The organism is Polynucleobacter sp. MWH-UH24A, from assembly GCF_018687475.1.
GTDB lineage: Bacteria > Pseudomonadota > Gammaproteobacteria > Burkholderiales > Burkholderiaceae > Polynucleobacter.
Genome location: NZ_CP061292.1, coordinates 810,988 through 831,708 on the forward strand (window position 1 = coordinate 810,988; position 20,721 = coordinate 831,708).

The following is a 20,721-nucleotide window of genomic DNA, read 5'->3' on the forward strand; positions in this document are numbered from 1 at the left end:
ACCCAAAAAGCACATAAAATTAGGCCATGAAGACCACTTTCCTAGACTTTGAGCAAGCGGTTGCAGAGCTTGAGACCAAAATCGAAGAACTTCGCTACGTGCAAGACGAATCTTCGGTGGATATCTCAAGCGAGCTCAAGACACTTTCAGAAAAAAGCCAACTGCTCACTAAAGAGATCTACGAGGGCTTAACGCCATGGCAGGTCTCTCAGGTTGCCCGCCATCCACAGCGCCCCTACACACTCGACTATATCCAAGCCTTATTTACCGACTTTCATGAGTTGCATGGCGATCGCGTCTTTGCCGATGATCAATCGATTATTGGCGGCCTTGCGCGTTTTGATGGTAAACCTTGCATGGTGATCGGTCATCAAAAGGGGCGCGATACCAAAGAGCGTGCCATGCGTAATTTTGGAATGAGTCGTCCTGAAGGGTATCGCAAGGCGATGCGACTGATGCGTCTTGCTGAGAAGTTTGGCCTACCGGTCTTTACCTTTGTGGATACCCCTGGTGCATTTCCTGGGATTGATGCCGAAGAGCGCAATCAATCTGAAGCGATTGGGCATAACCTCTATACCCAAGCAGAACTCAAAGTGCCCATTATCACCACCATTATTGGTGAAGGTGGTTCAGGGGGTGCACTGGCGATTGCGATGGGTGATGTCGTCATGATGCTGCAATACTCAACGTATTCCGTGATCTCACCCGAGGGATGCGCTTCGATTCTATGGAAGACTGCAGAGAAGGCACCCGATGCTGCAGAACAATTAGCACTCACCGCTCAGCGGTTAAAAGATCTTCAATTGATTGATACGATCGTGCCGGAACCCGTTGGGGCTGCTCATCGTGATTACGAAGCCATGATGGCCAATATGAATAAGGCGCTGGCACGCGCTCTTTCGGAGGTCGAAGACCTGTCAGAGAAAGAACTGCTCGAGCGCCGTCATCAACGGTTCATGAGTTATGGCCAGTTCAAAGAAGTCAAAGCCAAAGACGCAAGCTAAACGAATTGGTGTGGCCTTAAGTGGGGGCCTCGATTCCGTTGTACTGCTCGATGCGGTTTGCAAGGCCTATCCCCACGACGCGGTATATGCACTTCATGTGCACCATGGATTACAAACTCAGGCGGATGAGTGGTTGCTATTTTGTGAGCGCTTAGCCAAGCGCTACCACGTTGACTTTGATTTCCGACTTGTGCATTTGCCGATCACTGCGAACATTGAGGCCCATGCGCGCCAAGCGCGCTACGAAGCACTACTTGGGCTGTGTGATCAACACCAACTCGATCATTTGTTGTTTGCCCACCATCAGCACGATCAAGCCGAGACTGTGCTCTTGCAACTTCTGCGAGGTGCGGGGCCTGCAGGTTTGGCAGGAATGCCTCCTCATAAAGAGTTGCAAACTCCCAATGGCAGAACCGTGCAAGTATGGCGACCTCTATTGGAGCAAGACCGCACGCAATTGCAGATCTATGCCAAGCAACACAAGTTGTCTTGGGTGGAGGATCCCAGTAATCAAAATACACGGTATCGCCGTAACGCAATCCGTAAAAAAATCCTACCGGAGCTTGAGCAGATTCAGGGTGGGGCAATTGCCAATCTAGCCCGCAGTGCGCAATGGTTGGCACAGTCCCAAGTTTTGATGGATCAACTTGCGCAGCACGATGCGCGCACTTGGATCAATCGCAATCAACTTAGTATTGCCCCATTGATGACCCTCCATAAGCAAGACCCAGCCCGAGCCACGAATGTGATGCGATATTGGCTCAAACGTAATCAATTAGCCATGCCCTCAACGGAGCGTTTGCAATCTTGGTGGCGTGACCTAAAGTCTCTCCGTGCTGGCGCTAAATTGGAATGGTTGCATGATCGTCATCACATCCGAGCGTGGCGCAATGCCTTACGAATCGAGTCCGCACAGCCATCCAATCGGGGCCAATGGATCTTTGTGCCAATCCCTGAGAGCTCCACTCAAGCAGGTCTTGCATGGGACTACTGTCAACGGGTCAAGACCATTGAGGGCAGACCCCGAACTGGTGGCGAGCGCCTAAAGATCAAACCCAATACCCCAAGTAAAAGTCTTAAAAATCTCTATCAAGAGGCTGGAGTGCCTCCTTGGCAACGGCAGATCCCACTCTTGTTTATGGATGATGAGCTCATAGCGGTTGAAGGTCTGGGCGTCAGCATTGCCCACCTCACCACCGAGGGCCAGCGCGTTTGGCCCGAGTGGTCTTATTTGGATTAAGAAAAACAAAACCCTGTAAAATCATAGGTTTTGCAATTCAGTAAAACGAATATGTCTTTAATTGTTCATAAGTACGGTGGCACCTCGATGGGATCCATCGAACGCATCCAAAATGTGGCCAAACGGGTTGCGAAGTGGATGCGTGCAGGTCATCAAGTGGTAGTAGTGCCATCAGCCATGTCGGGCGAGACCAACCGCCTGTTAGGGCTAGCAAAAGAGTTAAGTAGTAGCCCAAACCCCAGAGAGCTTGATCAAATTGCAGCAACCGGTGAGCAGGTTAGTTCTGGCTTATTAGCCATTGCTTTGCAAGAGCAGGGGATTGATGCAGTGAGTTATTCGGGTTGGCAGGTTACGGTGCATACCGATTCGGCCTACACCAAGGCACGGATCATGGGCATTGATGATGCCAAGATCAAAAAGGATTTGGATGCAGGCCGAGCAGTTGTCATTACTGGATTTCAAGGGGTTGACCCACAAGGTAATGTGACCACCCTAGGTCGTGGTGGTTCAGATACTTCTGCAGTTGCTGTTGCTGCTGCTCTGAAGGCCGATGAGTGCCTAATTTATACCGATGTCGATGGCGTATACACCACTGACCCACGCGTTTGTGAAGATGCACGTCGCCTAGACCGCATCACCTTTGAAGAGATGCTAGAAATGGCAAGCCTTGGTTCCAAGGTCTTGCAAATACGCTCAGTGGAGTTTGCTGGTAAGTACAAAGTGAAGACCCGTGTGTTGTCATCGCTGACTGATCCACTAATTCCGCTTGATCAAGAAATGAAGTCGGGTACTTTAATTACCTTTGAAGAGGACACCACCATGGAAGCCGCTGTAATCTCAGGAATCGCATTTGCACGCGATGAAGCCAAGATCACTGTGATTGATGTACCAGATCGTCCTGGCATCGCCTATCAAATCTTAGGCCCCATTGCCGAAGCCAATATTGATGTGGACATGATTATTCAGAACCAATCGGTTGAAGGAAAGACCGATTTCACATTCACAGTACCGCGTGCCGATTATCAAAAAGCCCTTGATCTACTAAAAAAGAGTGTGCAAGCACATATTGGCGCCAAAGACATCATGGGTGACCCCAAGGTGTCGAAGGTATCAGTAGTGGGCGTAGGAATGCGCTCCCACGTTGGCGTGGCCAGTAAGATGTTTAGAACCTTATCGGAGGAGGGCATCAATATTTTGATGATCTCAACGAGCGAGATTAAGATCTCAGTCGTGATTGATGAGAAATACATGGAACTCGCGGTCAGAGCCCTCCATAAAGCCTTTGAATTGGATCAGAAGTAAACTAGCGGTATTGATGTAATACGGAGACGTGGCCGAGCTGGTCGAAGGCACTCCCCTGCTAAGGGAGCATCTGTGCTAAAACACGGATCGGAGGTTCGAATCCTCTCGTCTCCGCCACAAACTTATAGTATGGTCTTTAATGGTACTTTATTAAAAAACTACCCAAAGGACTACCCAAAATACAAATTATTTATTAAGAACTCATCATTCTTTACCGCTAGCAAATAATAGAAAGTAATATTCAGAAAGAGGATTCGTGGGGTTAGGGGGTACCCCTTGTCGATTTCCCATTTTCCAGACCCCACCGTACCCCGCCCCCCCTAAATAAGTTACTTTCGTAGGGAATAACTACGTATGGTATTCTGCAAAAAAGATTTATAAAGAAACATAAGAGTAGGCGCATCTTCCAAGTATTACCATTAAGCAAGTTCTTAAATGATTGACAGTTTTTTAGTAATCAAACAAATGGAAATTAAATGAAAAAAATATATTCAATTATTTTTATTTGCCTGTCTTTATCCTCATTAGATGTAAATGCATGGTTTATTTACATACCTGGAAGCGTAACTAGGGCAATCGGTGATGCAATAACCGGTGCAAAAGGTGATATATGTGTTAGAGACTCTTACAAGGTTGGGGATGTCATAACATCCCCTCAAACAGGAAATACTGCAAAAATTCTATCTCTGTCTGGCACTTCATCAATTTGTCCTAATCCTACAAACCCCATAAGGGCTGATGTTGAGTTTACTTTTAATTTCATATCAAAAGTTAGCTTTGAGTTACCAGATGATTATGAAATTCAGCCCATGAAAAATCTAGAGAGGTTTAATGGGCGGCTTCTTTTTGCTAAGTCCAGGTCTGTATCGGGAAAAGAAATATTAATCTTCAGTAATTTAAAAACGCCAACTAGTGACATCCAACAAATGGCAAATAATATGGAGAGAAATCAGATTGCCTTATTGAAAGAGGGCACATCAAAAAACTCTGAGCGCCTAAATATAAATGGATATGGCGCTCTTCGATTCGAGATTGTTGGAACCAAAAAGGGTGTTTTTGGTACAGATGTAACATTTTTAATTACGCTTATAGATGTTGGTAATGAAATTATTGTTATAAATCAATACAGTCCAACGAATATTTATACCGATAGTAAAGCTGAATTTATATCTATTGCTAACTCAACTAAGAATATAAGTTCAGAGTCATCAGTAATTACTAATAACGCTGTAGATTCAAAATCTACAACACTGACTGAGATATCCACAAAACCCAAACTTTCTTTACAGTCTGAAAATAACTCAGTAATGAAACTTGAGCTTTTAAATGACTTACTAAAAAAAGGTTTGATTAATCAAAATGATTATGAGTCCAAAAAAGCTGAGATTCTAAAAAATATGTAACTGTTTTAAAATAGAAAAAAGTGTTCATCTAACACAATTATTAATTTTCAATTCAACATTTATTCCTTTTCTAGTTCTGATTAAGGCGATTGGGTTTGACATTGCCGCTGTAACACTAGTAAGCGGGTCTGGTTTTTTTAAGCAAACTACTAAAGTATTGGAGGTTTCGACTACCTCAAATATGAAACCACCTGAGTTTTGAGTGGGCGATTGGGCTAAATAAAAATCAAATTGACTGATTTCGTGCTTGTACCTTTGAAATTCCATTGGTAATCCATCAAAATCAGCCGCTTTTTGAAGTCTTGTAAGCTTAAATTCTTCAGAAATAAGTAATGTCGAATCCCCATTAAAAACTTTCAACTCATTACCTGACAGGCTCAGGGTATTCCCGCAGCCAATAAGTGACAAAAATATCAAAAACCAATATATATTAAAAGTATAAGTATTAATCTTTTTCATTAGAGAGTTTCCTTATGCCACGAATATATCTATCAATTATTGGCTTGGCAATTCTGTCAGGATGTGCTGGTGGTGGGGGAGGTGGGTCCGCAGGATCGAGTGGATCCTCAAGAACATTAACATACACAAGTGCCTCTGATTTTCAAACAACAGAATATAGCGCTCAATCCGGATTGGGATTGGTCAAAGCCTCCTCCATGTATTACAACGGACACTATCGTTGGTACGCTCAAAATGGTGGAACAGGGGGTAATCCATCTGAATCTACAGCTGGTACAGGAACAAACATTAAAGTAGCGGTAGCAGATTCAGGCATTAATGCAGCTGAAGCATCAACAGGATCCTCAATTCGTATTGACACAACAAATTCATATAACTACGTTGACAATACAACTGGGTCTGCTTCTGATGCACGTGGACACGGAACTCATGTAGCAGGAATAATTGCCGCACCAATGAATTCTTCTGGTATGCATGGTATTGCATACAATGCAACTATTCTTAACTTAAGAGTAATAGATGCGACAGGAACTGTTACAGCTACAGATGCTCAAATTGGAGCCTCGGCAACAAGATCTTATAACGCTGGAGCTTTCATAATTAATAATTCTTGGGGGTCAACAACAGCAATTACATCTGTTACAACTGCCCAGTTAAATGCCTCAATTCCGAACTCAATTTCTGCGTATCAAACATATGTTGCTAATGGTGGAGTAGCCGTTTGGGCTGCTGGTAATAGCAGTCTTACTCAAGTTAGTTATCAAGCTGGGTTGCCATATCGTATATCTGGACTTCAGGCTGGCTGGTTAGCTGTTGTAGCTGTTGATCCAAGTGGTGTCGAAACTGCCTACACAAATAGATGTGGAGTTGCTGCAGCCTGGTGTCTTGCGGCCCCAGGTGGCGGTGATAACCAAGCTGCAGATGGTGTGTATTCCATGTACAACAATGGTGGATATACAAGGATGTCCGGAACATCTATGGCTGCCCCAATGGTTAGTGGCGCTATTGCCGCTCTAAAGAGTATGTTTCCAAATCTTTCGTATCAAGATATCGCAGCAAGACTGCTTACTACAGCAAATCGAACCGGTATTTATGCAACCTCAGCAATATATGGACAAGGTTTAATGGATCTTGAGGCAGCGTCAAACCCTGTTGGTGGATTGTCTTTACCAACCGGATCCCACACCAGTGGATCACTGGGATCTGTATCAACCTCAAGCATTACTCTTCCAAGTTCAATTGCTGCTTCAATGAGAAATTCAAGAATACTTTTGGTTGATAATTATCAAAAAGCACCATTTTGGGTGCCAGCATCAAGTTTCATTCAAGAATCAAAAATTCAATCGAATTTTGCAGTAAGACATATGAACGCTATGGCTGAACCATCACCCATAGATATTGAACATGGCGAAGGTATGAAATTTACTCAGTTACAGGGGCTCCACACCGCAATGTCAATTCGCCAGTATGGGCATAGTGTTGGATTTGCCAGCGGTGTAAGGTCTGAGCAATCCCTTAGTCGGCAATTGGGTTTGCATTATGTGCCTCATCTAAATGATTCTTCTACCAATACAAATGGCTTTGGATATGCTACTAATTTTGGCAGAACTAAAGTAGCTGTGATGAGTAGCATGCCCAATATTCAGTCAGGATTCAACCCAAATGAACTTAATCAAAACCGATCGATGATGGGTTCAAGAACGGCTTTTAGTTTTGTTTCGCAACGTGAACATGAAAACTTTGCATATGGAGTGACCTATTCCGTGGCTAACTCATTTGCCCAGCCATTGGGTCTCTCATCTTCGGGGGCTTTCGGGTTAAATAATGCACAGGCTACCTCAATGGGAAGTTTTTATACCCACTCTTTGTTTGGAGGTCAAACAAAGTTACGAACAGGTGTTGAAATGGCAAACTTCAACACAGGATCTGCAGGATTAGTTTCTTTTGACAATGGAAAGTATGCTGTTTTCAGAGTCGGCGCTGATCACTTTTTGAGTAAGAAAACTGCCTTGAGTCTTGGCTTTAAACAGGAGCAAGCTTTATCCGGTCAGTTGACTACAAAATTACCATCCACAATAGATGAAAGCGGCAATATTGGATACCAAAGTTATGCTTCAGGATTTAATAATTTCTTAAATTCCCATCAAGTTAATTTTGATGTACATCACCGTTTTAATGCTGCTAGTCGAATTAAAGGTGGTCTAATGTATGAGCAAAAGCCATATGGTTTGAGTGGTGCAGGAGCTGCTATATTCTATGAGCATCGACTTTAAGAGCTGTTATTCAACTTCTACCTTTATCGTGGATATCTTTGAAAATTAATCACAACTTAAAAATGAAAAAATTAATTGCTGTTTTACTCTCAATATCAATCGTATTAAGTGGATGTGCTAGCACTCCAGCAAATCCAGTACCGCTTGCGCAAGTCGGTGACGATACAAAAACTTGTGATGCTATCGTAAATGAAATGCAGCAAATGATTACCGCTCAAGATAAGGCTGCGGGTGATAGAAATACACAAATTGGAACTAATGCTGCATTAGGCATTACTGGCATATTTCTAATAGTTCCATGGTTTTTTATGGACTTGGGTTCTACTGCCACGGTTGAACAAAAAGCTGCTGCAGCAAGATATCAACGACTTCAACAAATGGCAGCAGATAAGAAATGTACAGGTGTACCAGTCATGAAACCAGATACTGCGGCAAATTCTGAAAATCAAACATTGCAAGTTGATCCAAACGCTCCCGTAGTAACAACCACAGCAACTGGAGTAACTACTAAATCACAAAATCTTACAGCTCAATCCGTCGCTGCATTTCCCAGTAAAGATCCCAAAAAAGACGATTTACCCAATCCCGTTAAAAGGCTAGATGATTTGAATAATCTTCTTAAAAAGGGCCTGATTACTCAAAAGGAGTACGACACTAAAAAAGCAGAGATTCTTAAGAGTCTATAGGGGCAGAAATGATCACCAAAAAAATTCGAGTATTTTTATTATTAACGTGCATTACTCTTTTCCAGGGTTGCGCCACCTTACCCTCCAGCGAGCAAATGAGGGCGGAAATAGTAGGGTTTCAATTACCCAAACAGCCATCACCTGGAAAAGCTCTGGTTTATGTTGTTAGACCTTCGGGCATTGGCGGCCTGGTTAGGTTTAATGTTTTTGTTGACACTCAAGCTGATGAAGCTGAAGTTGGTTATACAAGAGGCGGGCAGTATATTTATTTTGGAGTTGATCCTGGTTCCAGAAAGATCTCATCAAAAGCAGAAAACTGGGCTGAGTGGACTGTTAAAGTGAATGCTGGGGATGTTATTTATCTTCAGCAGGAACCAGCTATTGGAATAATTATGGCTAGGAATAACATTTTTCCGATTGACGATACGCAGGGAAAATACCTTGTTAAAACTCTGTCTTTAGGCACCTTAATTAAGCCCGATGGAATTAAGTCTGCTCCGCAAGTTCAGCCAGTTACCCAGTCTAGTAACCCAGTATCTAAAAACACTCTTCCAAATCCAGCAGAGAAATTAGAGCAATTAGATGAGCTCCTCAAAAAGGGTTTGATTACAAAAAAAGATTACGATATCAAGAAAGCAGAAATTCTTAAAGCCTTATAAAGTTATATCGGTTGCCATTACCAATTTTCTCGGAGCATTAAATTATTAAGTGCTGAGTCAAACTGCTTAATAAAAAAGCTTTTTCAGAAGAGTTTGTTTTTAAATTGCTGCAGCAGACATCATAGCGACCAGTCTCCCAAAAATATAAATAACAATTATCAAAGCAAAAGCTGAACCAATTAAAAAGTAATACGGATGCAGAAAAATGCCAAGATTAAATTGCTGAAGATTGTGTTCATTGAGGATAGATTATATTAATGAAACGTTTATGGTATCCCCTTACAAATTCCTAAATCATGAAATTGCCAGGCTATAAGCTAGTAATAAAATATTTGTTGTAAGAATACTAGTAGAGAGCTAATCCGAAATAATTAAATAGGTTGTAAATTAACCTATTTAATTGTGCTGATCATAAAATTGAATCTAAGAAGATATTTTCTTTGCACCTCTGGTGTTTACCTTTTATGCTGGAATGAACTAGTACGTGCACAAGGAGCTCGCATGGATTTCACAAACCGTAATACGCTGCGAGATTGTTGGATTGTGAACGATAACGTGATGGGTGGCTTATCTCAATCGAGCCTTCGTGAGGATCCTCAAGGTATGTTTTTTGAGGGCCAAATATCACGGAAAATAATGGTGGATTTGCCTCTATGCGCGCAGCCATTCGTTTCCCACAGGGAACTCAGCACATTGAGCTTTTAGCAAAAGGTGATGGTAAGCGGTATAAGCTGATCTTGCGCACCGAGTTGGCGCCTCGAGTAACGTATGCTGCAGATTTCGTCGCTCTTCCTAGTTGGCAAACGTATCAATTCAATTTAGAACAATTTAAATCAACATTTCGGGGACGGGCCATTGATGCGCCCACCTTATCTTTTTTTGATGTCATCGAGATCGGTATATTAATTTCAGATGGTCAAACCAGAAGCTTTGCAATTCAACTTCAAACACTCCAATCTAAATAATTGGTTTAATAATGCTTTACGACCTAATCGATTCCATTGAGTTATTGCTTAAAAGATCTTAAATAAGATAGCTTGATAAATCGAGCAAATCATGATCACCGTAAAGCACAATTCAAATCACTACGAATTTGAAACATTGGATCAAGCAATTGCTTGGGCAATGGAGTTGGGTGAGTTTGTGACCATTCAGTTTAATGGGATCGAAGTTGTGGGTAAGTTTGGGGCGGATGGAATCCTAAATGGCAAGTTTCCCAACGGTGAAGCGTATACATGGAAAAAGCGCAGAAGACGATAACGAAGCGACCCACCCTTAAAAGTGCTAATCTAGATCATTAATTACGATTTAAAGGAGATATCAATATGGAAATTACGAGCGTAACCCTTGGATTCATATTTTCTGGAGTCGGGATCGCCACACTGCTTATTATCATTTTTGGCAGTCGTGGATCGAATGACAAAGACCATTAAGCACTGATGATGCCTTTTTAAGGAAAATCATCCTTTTATAACTCTTGATTTCCTGATCGCTCATCAAATCAATGGGGTGATTACTAGATTAAGGTAGCACGGCTGGCACCATGAGCACCCCATTTAAAGGCAATAAAAGCTATTTACCCAGTAAGCCCTGTGCCGCATGTGGCCGAGCTATGACCTGGCGTAAGTCTTGGGCCAAAAACTGGGAGAGCGTTTTGTACTGCTCTGAGGCCTGTCGTAAGAAAAAATCAGCTAAATAGCCTAGTTTGTTAGGCATTTACCTAGCTAAAACCCTAAGTCGCCTAGCATTCATTCCAATTATGGCATAGAGTGAATGATCGACACCATAAGGAGATGATCATGAACACCATAAAAATCGTAGTCGCACTATCCGTTGCGGGCTTTGTTGCTGGATGTAATCCCATGGGTGGGGGCTCAGGACAAAAAGCAAGCGCGAACTTAGAGTCGCGATCGGGTTCAAATGTGAAAGGTGATGTGCAATTTGTATGGCAAGGTAGCGATGTTATGGTGACCGCTCGGGTGAGTGGACTTAAGCCAAATTCCGAACATGGTTTTCATGTCCATGAAAAGGGTGATTGTTCTGCACCCGATGCGATGAGTGCTGCGGGTCACTTCAATCCCGATGGAAAGGCCCATGGATCTCCCGGAAGCTCACATAGTCATGCTGGTGATTTGCCCAATCTCAAGGCCGATGCCAATGGCAATGCAAATTACTCAGCGAAAGTTCATGGTATTACAGTGAACACTGGTCCTGCTGGAATCGTTGGCCGCTCAGTCGTGATCCATCGCGATCCGGATGACTACAAATCACAACCCGCAGGTAACTCAGGCCCCAGAATCGCTTGTGGCTTGATTCGTAGTTCTTAAATCAACCTAGACCAAGCGTTTACAGACGGCGTCTGTGAACTGCTTGGTACTTGCTGTACCTTTAAGATCCCCAGTGCGGATCTGGTCAACATTGAGGGTATCGATGATGGCAGTGCGCAAACGGGTTGCTAAATCCTGTTTGCCCACATGATCAAGCATCATCGCTGATGCCAGCAAAATGGAGACGGGATTAGCAATCCCTTTGCCAGCAATATCGGGAGCGGAGCCGTGCACAGCCTCAAAGATTGCGGTGTTGGTACCAATATTTCCTCCGGGCGCCATTCCAAGACCGCCCACTAAGCCTGCGATTTGATCCGACAAAATATCGCCAAAGAGATTGGTACACAGCAACATATCAAAACGCCAAGGATTAAGAACCAATTGCATCGCACACGCATCCACAATCATGTCGTCCATCTCAACTCGACCTTCATACTCCTTGGACACATCCCGTGCGGCATCTAAAAAGACACCTGTGAGAAGCTTCAGAATATTGGCTTTATGAACGACGGTAATCTTCTTGCGACCATTCTTGAGAGCGTATTCAAAGGCAAAGCGTGCGATCCGTTTACTGCCTTCATAGGTGTTCATGCCGGTTGATACTGCAACTGCTTTGGGATTGTCACCAACGGGTATTAAGTACTCATGGGCTACATAGAAGCCGCCCAAGTTCTCCCGAATCAACACGATATCGATATTTTCATAGCGACCTGGAATCATCGTTTTGGCTGGTCGTACGTTGGCATACAACTCAAACTCTTCACGTAAGCGCACATTAGAGGACCGAAAGCCGCCACCAACAGGCGTAGTGAGAGGGCCCTTTAAGGCCAGATGATTCTGACGAATACTATCTAATGTTTGCTTAGGCAAGGGATCACCCAGTGCCTCAACACCTGCAACCCCGGCTTGCTGAACTTCCCAGGCAAATGGGCTACCTAAGGTTTCAAAGATTTGGATAGTGGACTCGACAATCTCGGGACCAATTCCGTCTCCGGGGATTAGGGTGGCGGTCAAGGGCTTCGATGAACTCATGGTGGGTGCTTAGATTATGATCAGAATTCTCTATTTTAAATCCTTTGAGCGAGCACTCGACAAAATGACCAATCCAATACCAACTAACATCCAAGAGCAACTATTTACTCAAGCAAGAACCGTACATGCCTTTGAATCACTCCAAATCAGTGATGAACAGATTAGCCAGTTGTATGAGTTAATGAAGTGGGGGCCAACCGCGTTTAATGCACAGCCTGGACGCTATGTCTTCGTTCGTAGCGAAGCAGCAAAAGAGCGCTTACTCCCGGCACTCAGCCCAGGAAATGTTGCGCAAGTAAAAAGCGCATCGGTCACAGTCATCGTTGCTTACGACACGCATTTTTATGAACACTTACCAAGTCTGTATCCGGCCATGGACGCCAAACCCTTCTTTGAGGGAAAGCCAGCGGTGACCGAAGTAGCTGCCTTACGTAATAGTTCCTTACAGGGCGCTTACTTGCTATTGGCCGCACGCAGCTTAGGCTGGGATTGTGGGCCGATGTCAGGGTTTGATCCTGCTAAAGTAAACCAAGCATTCTTTCCAGATGGTCGCTATCACGCAAATTTCTTAATGAACATTGGCATTGCAAATCCCAGCGGAATCTATCCTCGCGGTCCACGTCTAGCATTTGGGGATGTTGCTCAGATCCTCTAAACTAAGAACACATTCAATAAAAGGAAGAACCATGGGCTATTTCCCAACCGACACACTGCGCCGCGTGATGATGGCGATCTTTGTGATCCTCGCGATCATTGAGCTAAGCCGTGGATCATGGTTCTTCATTGTGGATATCCTCTTTGCCTTGTCACTCTCACCAAAGATCTTGGCTGCTGTGATCGGTATCTTCAAGCGCAAAGAATAAGTTCAGGATTGTGGCGGTATGGAATAGGTCGCCGTGGCATGGGCGATTGGATCTGGGTCAGATCCCGAGTAAATAAAGACTTCCCCAACCACCAAGCTCTTACCCAGCTTGAGCAGTCGTGATTGAGCACGAATTTCATGACTGGGCTTTGGCCGTCGTAAGAAATTAATATTTAAGCTCGTGGTGACGGTAAGTGGCACGATGCCAATCTCGCCCAAAATGGCCACATACAAAGCAACATCAGCAAGTGCCATCATGGTTGGTCCTGAAACCGTTCCACCTGGGCGCAGCTCCTCTTGGCCCACGGGATGGCTAACCAATGCCGAACGATTGCCGACTTCCAGAATCTGACACTTGGTTTGTGGAAAATCCTTCTTAAAGAAGGTCGTGATTTCATCTCGGGTCGCTGGCATACAAAGTGAATCCTAATTGATTTGATCAATCATTTTAGGCGAGCCCAAAGAGTGGTTTAATACGGGGATGCGCCACTCCATTTCCTTCTCTTGCCTGCTTCTCACGCTTGCCACTGCCAACTTAGCCGTTGCGCAAATATCACCGCTTCAGCCCAATGAATTAAAGGCGATTAATGAGCAACCCATAGTGCCCCCTCAGGGTGTCATGGGTAAACCCAAGCCCTTGCCTCCCGAGACCGCTCCACAAGGCATCATTATTGGACCCAATTATCAAAGCGACACGCGTGGTGAAGCGGAGGCTAAATCCCTAGAAGATAATTCTGCGCAGCCCATGAATCCTCGAGAAGGTTTAATTACCATTCCCTTTAATTAATGCGTTGAGCTGCTTAGTCTAAAGATGCCCCCGAGGCCTTCACAATCTTTGCCCAACGATTGATGTCATCTTGTAATAGTTTTGCAAATTCAGCAGGTGAGGCATTCGCTAGTTCCACGCCAGAAGCGGTTAATTTTTCTTTGAGCTCTGGATTTGCAAGGGTCACTTGCATTTCTTTTTGAAGTTTATCGATGACTGGTTTGGGAGTCCCCTTAGGAGCAAATAAACCAATCCAGAGCGTGCCAGAAAACCCTGGGATTTTTTCAGCAATTGCCGGAACGTCGGGTAGAACAGGGGAGCGTTTGGCCGAACTAACGCCCAAAGCCACTAATTTTTGTGTATTAATGTATTGCAATACAGATGGCAAACTCGCAAACGCGATTTGGATTTGACCACCCAATAAATCATTTAAGGCAGGGGCTACGCCTTTATAAGGGATGTGTTGTAGAGAAAGCCCAGCGCTTTGATTGAGCATTTCACCAAGAAGATGATTTAGAGTGCCATTACCTGCAGAGGCATATTGATAGGTGCCTGGCGGTTTGGATTTCACTAATTTAATAAACTCATCGAGTGTTTTTGCTGGAAAGTTGGCATTGACCAGCAGAACATTAGGCACCGACCCTACAAGTGCAATCGGCACAAAGTCATTGACTGGATCAAACCCCGGATTTTTATAGAGCGCAGGGTTAATGGCCTGTGCGCTACTAATGGTCATCAAGAGGGTATGCCCGTCCTTCGGACCATTGGCAACCCATTGGGTGCCGATGTTACCCCCGGCGCCAGGACGATTCTCTACCACGATCGAGCTCTTCATCTGCTCGCCCAAGCGTTGTGCTACTAAACGACCCACAATATCATTGGTGCCCCCTGGTGCTTGAGGGACGATGATGGTAATGGGCTTATTGGGATACGCTAATAATGTCGAGGAGAAAAAGCAGCAAGTAGCAAGGAGGAGGGACTGGAAGAAGCGACGCATAGATTCTCTTTTCGTAAAGTAAGATTCCATCTTAGCCTACAATTAAATCACCATTCAATTCCCTTGATCCATGAACAGAGGTTTACATGAAACATAAAGCTTACGTTGTTCTGCATTTATTGTTCTTAGGTCTTGTTGGTGCGAATATTGTCAGTGCGCAAACAGATGCCTATCCAGTAAGACCAATCACCATGATTGTTCCGACCGCTCCTGGCGGTACCACCGATATATCGGCACGCATGCTTGCAACCCCTTTGGGTAGCGCCTTAGGTCAAACAATTGTGGTGGAGAACAAGGGGGGTGGTAACGGTAATATTGCCGCTGCTCAGGTCAAACGGGCGCCAGCCGATGGCTATATGATCATGATGCAATACTCGGGTTACCATGTAATTACGCCCCATGTGTCGAAACAGCAGCAGTGGGAGCAGAAAGATTTTCAGGCGGTTGCTAATGTGATCTCTGCTCCGCAAATCATTGTCATCCGTGCAGATTTACCGATCAAAAACTTTAAAGAGTTGATTGCCTATGCTAAAGCAAATCCCGGTAAATTAAATTACGCCTCATCTGGCAATGGCTCTTTACAGCATGTAACCGGCGCAATGCTAGAGCAGCAAGCCGGAATCAAAATGACACACATTCCGTACAAAGGAACGGGGCCTGCATTGCAAGATTTGTTAGCCGGCCAAGTTGATATTACCTTTGGTACCGCGCCACCATTTATGCAACACGTCGCTAGCGGAAGGCTGCGAGTTCTTGCGGTTACCGGTAAAACACGTTTACCTAGCTTACCTGATGTACCCACGACGGCAGAGGTTGGTTATCCCAAAGTGGACGCTACATCGTGGTTTGGCGTTTTCGCACCGGCGGGAGTGCCCAAGCCTATTATTGATAAGTTAAGCGCTGAAATCGCTAAAGTTATTCAAAGCCCAGCGTTTAGGCAGCGCGCTATCGATTTGGGTGCAAGCGCCGATTATGAGAACCCCAAACAGTTTACTGACCATGTCGCTAACGAATTAGTTAGTTGGGCCAATGTTGTAAAAGCCGCCAAGATTGAGGCAGAGTAGAGGTTTGCAGTGAAAGTCATTGCTGCTGCAGTATTACTTGGCATCACGTTTAATACATATGCAGTAAGCAATGCCTATGATCTTCACCTCCAGGTAAGTCCGACTGCGGAGCAGTTTCAGATCATTGCAGATTTCAAGGTTGGACTTGGCTTATGTCAAGCCGTTTTGTTTATCCGGGATTATGAGGCTGCAAAAAACTTTCCTGGCATTAAAGAATCCAAAATTATTAGCCGCACCGGCAATCAAATCTTGGTTGAGCGGGTGGTTGAAGAACAAATTCTTTTAATACCAGTGCAAATGCGTTCGATTGTTGAATACAAAGAAGTATCAGACCAAGTACTTGATTTTAGGCAGGTGAGCGGTGATGCCAAATACTATCAGGGTAGTTGGCGCCTTAACCCCGAGGGCGATGGTACGCGTTTTCAATATCGAGCAACGATTGAATTAAGTTCTTTAGTTCCCTATTCAATTGCCGAGTACTTCATTCGAAATCAAATGACAAAACGCTTTGAGGCAATGGCAGATAGCGCAACGCAACGCAACGCACAAAAGCAATTTATCTGTAAATAAAAAGCCCGACGGGTATGCCGCCGGGCCATACCACTCTTCTGAGTGGTTGTCGTCGCTACGGGAGTTTGCTGTCCCGTATCGGAGGGGCACAGGAATGTACCCACAAAGGCTGGTATTACTACCAGGCGGGTCACACAATGACTGCGACACCACGATTTCATCCTAAGTCTGATCGCGGTTGGAGTCAAGACGAATGCCGATGAAATTTTTTTATCAAGAATCGATTTAAATTAATCACGCCAAGTAAATGTTTTTATTGTCTTATTGCAATGCAGAAGGATTAATACGTTTGCAGGTCGATATTTAGACCTGCTAAGCGCTTGCGCAGCATTATTAAGGCATTGTCTTTACTCACTAATAGAGACGGCCTCGTTTGATATGCGAGATCAATAAAAATCTGATCATCGGGATCGCTACACCGCAATGGTGCAGATTCTGTCAGCGTTACCTGATTGGCTAAATTGAGCCATTGATGAAGAATGGCTTCTTGATGAGATTGACTTAATTGAAACTGCGAGCGACTCAGGACATCGATGAATTCATCGTGCATCGCCTGACAATAAATTAGCTGACGCTCTTGATTCCGAATCATCTGTTGCAAGGGGAGTGAACGCTCGTCTCGAAAAACAAAAATATCCAGAAGAACATTGGTATCAAGAATTACTGGGGAATGGGTCATAGGCTTATCTTAGCGCGACTGGGAAGTTCTTATACACTCCTATTTTCTGCCCAGCGATATGAAGTTATTACAAAAAATCTCTTACCGTATTGATTGTCTAAGCCGCTACGCTGCTTATTTGGCGATTGGCTTGGTGCTGGCTTGTGCTCTCGTTTCAGTGGGTAATGCACTATCACGCTACTTATTTGATATCAGTTCAAACGCCTGGCTTGAGCTCCAATGGTATATGTTTGCTGGTATTGTGATGCTTGGCGCAGCTCACTTACTGTGCACCAATGGCCATATACGCATTGATTTAATCTACCTTCGCCTATCAGCTAGGCAGCGTATCTATCTGGATTTGTTTGGCCTGCTATTTTTTGTCTTGCCTTTTTGCATCGTGATGGTAGTCGATGGGTGGCCATGGTTTATGGAGGCCTGGGCGATTGAGGAACGTTCAGCCAATGCTGGCGGATTGATTCGTTGGCCCGTCAAGCTGTTCATACCGATTGGATTTGGACTATTAATCCTGCAAACCATATCCGAATGTATCAAACGTGTTCTGGTATTGCAAGGCAACGCCAGTCTGAACGATTCGTATCAAAGGCCACAGCAATAATCATGAGCCACGAATGGATGGCCCCAGCCATGTTTATCGCCTTGATCGTGTTTCTGTTAACTGGTTTACCAGTGGCTTTTTCGTTGGCTGCCCTGGGACTTGCCTCAGGCATGATTGCCATCGAATTTGGCTTCTTTCCAGCGCAGTTCATGGCCAATTTGCCATACCGAGTATTTGGCATTCTTTCAAACGAGTTATTGCTCTCAATTCCATTTTTTACCTTGATGGGAGCCATCTTGGAGCGCAGTGGTTTGGCAGCGAACTTGTTACATGGGTTTGCACGACTTTGTGGAGGTTTGCCAGGGGGCCTTGCCTATGCAGTGATTTTGGTGGGAGCGATCTTAGGTGCCATCACCGGTACGGTAGCGGCATCGGTGATTGCAATTGGTGTGATTGCTTTGCCAATTATGTTGCGCCATGGCTATAGTCCACGGCTTGCCACTGGCGTAGTTGCTGCATCGGGTACCATTACCCAAGTCATTCCGCCATCGCTGGTCTTAATCGTTCTTGCCGATCAACTCGGAAAATCGGTCGGCGATATGTATCTGGGCGCCATTGGGCCTTCGATTGCCCAAGTGCTTATCTTCTTGGGCTTTGTATTGGCGATGTCGATCATTCGACCTCAATCCATGCCACCATTACCCAAGGAAGAGCGCCAGTCAAATGGGTGGACGCTCTGGAAAGACATTGTCTTTGCCATTGTTCCATCCCTGGTTCTCATCTTTATGGTTCTGGGAACCATTTTTATGGGTTTAGCAACGCCAACCGAAGCTGGGGCGATGGGAGTGGTTGGGGCGCTGCTACTTGCGTTCATGCATGGCGGCTTTAATCTGCACATGCTTTGGGAAGGAATGGTTTCCACCATGCGCATTACAGTCATGGTGATCTTTATTCTCATTGGTGCGACCGTGTTCACCTTGGTATTTCAGGGGGTGGATGGTGGTAAATGGATTGAGCATTTATTCATGGCGGTGGGCGCAGACGATCCAGTCACATTTTTGATTGTGGTTAATCTGCTCATCTTCGGCCTCGCATTCTTTCTGGATTTCTTTGAAATCGCTTTTATTGTGATTCCGCTATTGGCACCGATTGCAAAAGATATGGGAATTGATCTAATTTGGTTCGGAATCTTAATTTGCGTCAATATGCAAACGTCATTTATGCATCCGCCGTTTGGCTTTGCACTTTTTTATCTGCGAGGGATTGCGCCCCCTAGTATTAAGAGTAGCGACATCTACCTAGGAGCCATTCCCTGGTTGGGCTTGCAATTACTCTTGGTTGGCATACTCATTTTTTATCCAGAGCTGGTCACGGGTTTATTGGATAAGCCAATCACCCAAGATGTTCAGGGCATCGAGATTAAGCTTGATGAGACAGAAAGTGCACAACCTGCAAAACCGGCCCCGAGCGAAGACCCCGCTGATTACTTCAAACGCAAATAAACGGCCTTACAGCTTTTGCCTTGACATAAAGGTATCGTAGCTAGCTTCGGCTACCCTAAACCATGCTTGTTGATCGCGTTGAAATGGACGCATCTGCGAGAGAATGCGTTTAAACGCCGGACTTTTGGCACTGGTTTCTTCTAAGAGTTCCTGATTGGCTTTAAAGCAAGCATCCATCACGCTTTGGGGATAAGCACGTAAGATGGCACCCCCTTGTACTAGGCGCCTTAGGGCATTAGGGTTGAGGGCATCGTATTTGGCTTGCATCCACGTATTGGCTTCTGCAGTGGCCGCCTGAATGGCCATTTTGTACGACTCAGGAAGGGCGTCCCATGCTTTTGCATTCACCTGAAATGCTAATACTGCGCTTCCCTCGTTCCAGCCTGGATAGTAGTAATACTTGGCAATTTTATTCAGTCCGAGTTTCTCATCGTCATAGGGGACTGTGAACTCAGCGGCATCAATCGTCCCTTTTTCTAATGCCGAGTAAATTTCACCAGCGGGTAATTGTTGGGTGACAACTCCTAGCTTGGTTAGTACCTGACCACCCATTCCGCCAGTTCTAAACTTCAAGCCTTTGAGATCATCCACCGTTTTAATCTCTTTTTTAAACCAGCCTGCCATTTGGGTTCCAGTATTTCCTGCCAAGAAATTAATCACGCCAAATTGACGTGCAAACTCATTAAATATTTTTTCACCATCGCCATGTATCCACCATGCGTTGTACTGGCGGGTATTAAAACCAAATGGGATGCAGGTACCAAAGGCCCAGGCAGGATCTTTGCCAATATAGTAGTAGGGCGCCGTGTGATTGCATTCAATAGTCCCTTTTTCAACCGCATCCAATACTTGGAGCGGGGGCACTATCTCCCCGGCAGGGTGAACGCTAATCTGAAATTTACCCCCCGTAATTTGACCAACACGGCGGGCGATAAGCTCGGCAGTACCATATAAGGTATCAACACTTTTTGGAAAGCTAGATGCGCAGCGCCAACGAACCGTATCCGATTGCGCATGGACTGCTGGTGCTAATAGGGTTGAACTGCCTGCAAGCGCCAGGGCACCCGATTTTTGAATGAATGAACGTCGTGTCATGCCCGCTCCTTAATGGTTGATTGCCACCCAATTTGCCAATCCGCTGAATTGAGCAAATCATCAATAGCAATATTAAAGCGCCGCTGGGTAAATACTGCTTCAAGCTCCACAAACCCTGGTGGTATTGCGTGATCTCTAGGATCATGGATGCGGCTTACCAGAAAATGCTTCTCTCGATTTTGGGGTACAACGGCAGTCCACTTACTAAGTAATAGTTTTTTATTAGAGAGAGGCCGCTTCTGCGCCTTGTCTGGTGAACCCAT

24 protein-coding genes, 1 tRNA gene and 1 pseudogene are annotated in these 20,721 nt (G+C 44.9%); 19 read left to right on the forward strand and 7 right to left on the reverse strand.

Annotated features, from left to right (window positions below):
• Positions 1-26 precede the first annotated feature (26 nt).
• From ICV32_RS04275 to ICV32_RS04295, 5 genes are all read left to right on the forward strand, one after another.
• On the forward strand, positions 27-1,004 hold the full coding sequence (locus ICV32_RS04275) for an acetyl-CoA carboxylase carboxyltransferase subunit alpha (protein WP_215372205.1): 978 nt from the start codon (positions 27-29) through the stop codon (positions 1,002-1,004).
• Positions 964-2,244, forward strand: a complete 1,281-nt coding sequence (gene tilS / locus ICV32_RS04280; protein ID WP_215372207.1) for a tRNA lysidine(34) synthetase TilS — start codon at positions 964-966, stop codon at positions 2,242-2,244. The genes ICV32_RS04275 and tilS overlap by 41 nt, the downstream gene beginning before the upstream one ends.
• 51 nt (positions 2,245-2,295) lie before the next feature.
• Positions 2,296-3,546 carry an aspartate kinase gene (locus ICV32_RS04285; protein WP_215372208.1) on the forward strand — a complete coding sequence of 417 codons (1,251 nt, stop codon included), beginning with the start codon at positions 2,296-2,298 and terminating at the stop codon, positions 3,544-3,546.
• A 22-nt stretch (positions 3,547-3,568) separates the two neighbouring features.
• Positions 3,569-3,663: transfer RNA gene (locus ICV32_RS04290), tRNA-Ser, on the forward strand.
• A gap of 359 nt (positions 3,664-4,022) precedes the next feature.
• Positions 4,023-4,949 (forward strand): SHOCT domain-containing protein, encoded by a 927-nt coding sequence (locus tag ICV32_RS04295; protein WP_215372210.1) that lies wholly within the window; start codon positions 4,023-4,025, stop codon positions 4,947-4,949.
• A 24-nt stretch (positions 4,950-4,973) separates the two neighbouring features.
• Here ICV32_RS04295 and ICV32_RS04300 read toward each other — a convergent pair whose 3' ends face one another.
• Positions 4,974-5,408 carry a hypothetical protein gene (locus ICV32_RS04300; protein WP_215372212.1) on the reverse strand — a complete coding sequence of 145 codons (435 nt, stop codon included), beginning with the start codon at positions 5,406-5,408 and terminating at the stop codon, positions 4,974-4,976.
• A 44-nt stretch (positions 5,409-5,452) separates the two neighbouring features.
• Between ICV32_RS04300 and ICV32_RS04305 the strand changes: the two genes are divergently transcribed.
• From ICV32_RS04305 to ICV32_RS04340, 7 genes and pseudogenes are all read left to right on the forward strand, one after another.
• Complete coding sequence (locus tag ICV32_RS04305; RefSeq protein ID WP_215372214.1) at positions 5,453-7,681, forward strand: S8 family peptidase; 2,229 nt, start codon at positions 5,453-5,455, stop codon at positions 7,679-7,681.
• Positions 7,682-7,743: 62 nt separating this feature from the next.
• Positions 7,744-8,367, forward strand: coding sequence for an SHOCT domain-containing protein (locus tag ICV32_RS04310; RefSeq protein ID WP_215372216.1), 624 nt, complete (start codon positions 7,744-7,746; stop codon positions 8,365-8,367).
• Between the two features lie 8 nt (positions 8,368-8,375).
• Positions 8,376-9,026 carry a DUF2846 domain-containing protein gene (locus ICV32_RS04315; protein WP_215372218.1) on the forward strand — a complete coding sequence of 217 codons (651 nt, stop codon included), beginning with the start codon at positions 8,376-8,378 and terminating at the stop codon, positions 9,024-9,026.
• A 558-nt stretch (positions 9,027-9,584) separates the two neighbouring features.
• Positions 9,585-9,991 (forward strand): annotated as a pseudogene (locus ICV32_RS04325) (CIA30 family protein).
• Between the two features lie 91 nt (positions 9,992-10,082).
• Positions 10,083-10,286 (forward strand): hypothetical protein, encoded by a 204-nt coding sequence (locus tag ICV32_RS04330; RefSeq protein WP_215372223.1) that lies wholly within the window; start codon positions 10,083-10,085, stop codon positions 10,284-10,286.
• Between the two features lie 283 nt (positions 10,287-10,569).
• Positions 10,570-10,725 carry a DUF2256 domain-containing protein gene (locus ICV32_RS04335; protein ID WP_215372225.1) on the forward strand — a complete coding sequence of 52 codons (156 nt, stop codon included), beginning with the start codon at positions 10,570-10,572 and terminating at the stop codon, positions 10,723-10,725.
• Between the two features lie 94 nt (positions 10,726-10,819).
• The gene (locus tag ICV32_RS04340) at positions 10,820-11,353 is read left to right on the forward strand and encodes a superoxide dismutase family protein (protein ID WP_215372227.1); all 534 of its coding nucleotides are present in this window, start codon (positions 10,820-10,822) and stop codon (positions 11,351-11,353) included.
• A gap of 6 nt (positions 11,354-11,359) precedes the next feature.
• Here the strand turns inward: ICV32_RS04340 and ICV32_RS04345 are convergent, their stop codons facing one another.
• A complete protein-coding gene (locus ICV32_RS04345; RefSeq protein ID WP_215372229.1) occupies positions 11,360-12,385 on the reverse strand; it encodes an isocitrate/isopropylmalate dehydrogenase family protein in 1,026 nt (341 codons plus the stop codon).
• Positions 12,386-12,449: 64 nt separating this feature from the next.
• On the opposite strand from ICV32_RS04345, the gene ICV32_RS04350 reads away from it, so the two are divergent.
• Both ICV32_RS04350 and ICV32_RS04355 read left to right on the forward strand, forming a co-directional pair.
• Positions 12,450-13,040, forward strand: a complete 591-nt coding sequence (locus tag ICV32_RS04350) for a malonic semialdehyde reductase (RefSeq protein WP_215372551.1) — start codon at positions 12,450-12,452, stop codon at positions 13,038-13,040.
• Between the two features lie 31 nt (positions 13,041-13,071).
• Positions 13,072-13,248 carry a hypothetical protein gene (locus ICV32_RS04355; RefSeq protein ID WP_215372230.1) on the forward strand — a complete coding sequence of 59 codons (177 nt, stop codon included), beginning with the start codon at positions 13,072-13,074 and terminating at the stop codon, positions 13,246-13,248.
• Between the two features lie 2 nt (positions 13,249-13,250).
• Here ICV32_RS04355 and ICV32_RS04360 read toward each other — a convergent pair whose 3' ends face one another.
• Positions 13,251-13,661 (reverse strand): PaaI family thioesterase, encoded by a 411-nt coding sequence (locus tag ICV32_RS04360; RefSeq protein ID WP_215372232.1) that lies wholly within the window; start codon positions 13,659-13,661, stop codon positions 13,251-13,253.
• A 67-nt stretch (positions 13,662-13,728) separates the two neighbouring features.
• On the opposite strand from ICV32_RS04360, the gene ICV32_RS04365 reads away from it, so the two are divergent.
• Entirely contained in the window at positions 13,729-14,034 is a 306-nt protein-coding gene (locus ICV32_RS04365; protein WP_215372234.1) for a hypothetical protein, read from the forward strand.
• Between the two features lie 13 nt (positions 14,035-14,047).
• On the opposite strand, the gene ICV32_RS04370 is transcribed toward ICV32_RS04365, so the two are convergent.
• On the reverse strand, positions 14,048-15,010 hold the full coding sequence (locus ICV32_RS04370) for a tripartite tricarboxylate transporter substrate binding protein (protein ID WP_215372236.1): 963 nt from the start codon (positions 15,008-15,010) through the stop codon (positions 14,048-14,050).
• Between the two features lie 86 nt (positions 15,011-15,096).
• On the opposite strand from ICV32_RS04370, the gene ICV32_RS04375 reads away from it, so the two are divergent.
• Positions 15,097-16,074, forward strand: a complete 978-nt coding sequence (locus ICV32_RS04375; protein ID WP_215372238.1) for a tripartite tricarboxylate transporter substrate binding protein — start codon at positions 15,097-15,099, stop codon at positions 16,072-16,074.
• 9 nt (positions 16,075-16,083) lie between these two features.
• Complete coding sequence (locus tag ICV32_RS04380; RefSeq protein WP_215372240.1) at positions 16,084-16,644, forward strand: SRPBCC family protein; 561 nt, start codon at positions 16,084-16,086, stop codon at positions 16,642-16,644.
• A gap of 280 nt (positions 16,645-16,924) precedes the next feature.
• Here ICV32_RS04380 and ICV32_RS04385 read toward each other — a convergent pair whose 3' ends face one another.
• Positions 16,925-17,323: a putative toxin-antitoxin system toxin component, PIN family gene (locus ICV32_RS04385; RefSeq protein ID WP_215372241.1), complete on the reverse strand. Its 399-nt coding sequence runs from the start codon at positions 17,321-17,323 to the stop codon at positions 16,925-16,927.
• 58 nt (positions 17,324-17,381) lie between these two features.
• Here ICV32_RS04385 and ICV32_RS04390 point away from each other — a divergent pair, with 58 nt between their 5' ends.
• Together ICV32_RS04390 and ICV32_RS04395 are read left to right on the forward strand one after the other, a co-directional pair.
• Positions 17,382-17,921 carry a TRAP transporter small permease subunit gene (locus tag ICV32_RS04390; protein ID WP_215372243.1) on the forward strand — a complete coding sequence of 180 codons (540 nt, stop codon included), beginning with the start codon at positions 17,382-17,384 and terminating at the stop codon, positions 17,919-17,921.
• Positions 17,922-17,923: 2 nt separating this feature from the next.
• Positions 17,924-19,363, forward strand: a complete 1,440-nt coding sequence (locus ICV32_RS04395) for a TRAP transporter large permease subunit (RefSeq protein ID WP_215372245.1) — start codon at positions 17,924-17,926, stop codon at positions 19,361-19,363.
• A gap of 6 nt (positions 19,364-19,369) precedes the next feature.
• Here the strand turns inward: ICV32_RS04395 and ICV32_RS04400 are convergent, their stop codons facing one another.
• Together ICV32_RS04400 and ICV32_RS04405 are read right to left on the reverse strand one after the other, a co-directional pair.
• Complete coding sequence (locus ICV32_RS04400; protein WP_215372246.1) at positions 19,370-20,458, reverse strand: TRAP transporter substrate-binding protein; 1,089 nt, start codon at positions 20,456-20,458, stop codon at positions 19,370-19,372.
• Positions 20,455-20,721 carry a TIGR02450 family Trp-rich protein gene (locus ICV32_RS04405; protein WP_215372248.1) on the reverse strand — a complete coding sequence of 89 codons (267 nt, stop codon included), beginning with the start codon at positions 20,719-20,721 and terminating at the stop codon, positions 20,455-20,457. Before ICV32_RS04405 ends, ICV32_RS04400 begins: the two co-directional genes overlap by 4 nt.

Bases quoted from the DNA above. Each gene is read 5' to 3' on its own strand.
- ICV32_RS04400 (WP_215372246.1), bottom strand. From the start codon at position 20,458: ATGACACGACGTTCATTCATTCAAAAATCGGGTGCCCTGGCGCTTGCA.
- ICV32_RS04335 (WP_215372225.1), top strand. From the start codon at position 10,570: ATGAGCACCCCATTTAAAGGCAATAAAAGCTATTTACCCAGTAAGCCC.
- ICV32_RS04330 (WP_215372223.1), top strand. From the start codon at position 10,083: ATGATCACCGTAAAGCACAATTCAAATCACTACGAATTTGAAACATTG.
- ICV32_RS04345 (WP_215372229.1), bottom strand. From the start codon at position 12,385: ATGAGTTCATCGAAGCCCTTGACCGCCACCCTAATCCCCGGAGACGGA.
- ICV32_RS04310 (WP_215372216.1), top strand. From the start codon at position 7,744: ATGAAAAAATTAATTGCTGTTTTACTCTCAATATCAATCGTATTAAGT.
- ICV32_RS04300 (WP_215372212.1), bottom strand. From the start codon at position 5,408: ATGAAAAAGATTAATACTTATACTTTTAATATATATTGGTTTTTGATA.
- tilS (WP_215372207.1), top strand. From the start codon at position 964: ATGGCCAGTTCAAAGAAGTCAAAGCCAAAGACGCAAGCTAAACGAATT.
- ICV32_RS04340 (WP_215372227.1), top strand. From the start codon at position 10,820: ATGATCATGAACACCATAAAAATCGTAGTCGCACTATCCGTTGCGGGC.
- ICV32_RS04375 (WP_215372238.1), top strand. From the start codon at position 15,097: ATGAAACATAAAGCTTACGTTGTTCTGCATTTATTGTTCTTAGGTCTT.
- ICV32_RS04285 (WP_215372208.1), top strand. From the start codon at position 2,296: ATGTCTTTAATTGTTCATAAGTACGGTGGCACCTCGATGGGATCCATC.
- ICV32_RS04315 (WP_215372218.1), top strand. From the start codon at position 8,376: ATGATCACCAAAAAAATTCGAGTATTTTTATTATTAACGTGCATTACT.
- ICV32_RS04275 (WP_215372205.1), top strand. From the start codon at position 27: ATGAAGACCACTTTCCTAGACTTTGAGCAAGCGGTTGCAGAGCTTGAG.
- ICV32_RS04295 (WP_215372210.1), top strand. From the start codon at position 4,023: ATGAAAAAAATATATTCAATTATTTTTATTTGCCTGTCTTTATCCTCA.
- ICV32_RS04370 (WP_215372236.1), bottom strand. From the start codon at position 15,010: ATGCGTCGCTTCTTCCAGTCCCTCCTCCTTGCTACTTGCTGCTTTTTC.
- ICV32_RS04405 (WP_215372248.1), bottom strand. From the start codon at position 20,721: ATGGGTTCACCAGACAAGGCGCAGAAGCGGCCTCTCTCTAATAAAAAA.
- ICV32_RS04385 (WP_215372241.1), bottom strand. From the start codon at position 17,323: ATGACCCATTCCCCAGTAATTCTTGATACCAATGTTCTTCTGGATATT.
- ICV32_RS04390 (WP_215372243.1), top strand. From the start codon at position 17,382: ATGAAGTTATTACAAAAAATCTCTTACCGTATTGATTGTCTAAGCCGC.
- ICV32_RS04355 (WP_215372230.1), top strand. From the start codon at position 13,072: ATGGGCTATTTCCCAACCGACACACTGCGCCGCGTGATGATGGCGATC.
- ICV32_RS04360 (WP_215372232.1), bottom strand. From the start codon at position 13,661: ATGCCAGCGACCCGAGATGAAATCACGACCTTCTTTAAGAAGGATTTT.
- ICV32_RS04395 (WP_215372245.1), top strand. From the start codon at position 17,924: ATGAGCCACGAATGGATGGCCCCAGCCATGTTTATCGCCTTGATCGTG.
- ICV32_RS04365 (WP_215372234.1), top strand. From the start codon at position 13,729: ATGCGCCACTCCATTTCCTTCTCTTGCCTGCTTCTCACGCTTGCCACT.
- ICV32_RS04350 (WP_215372551.1), top strand. From the start codon at position 12,450: ATGACCAATCCAATACCAACTAACATCCAAGAGCAACTATTTACTCAA.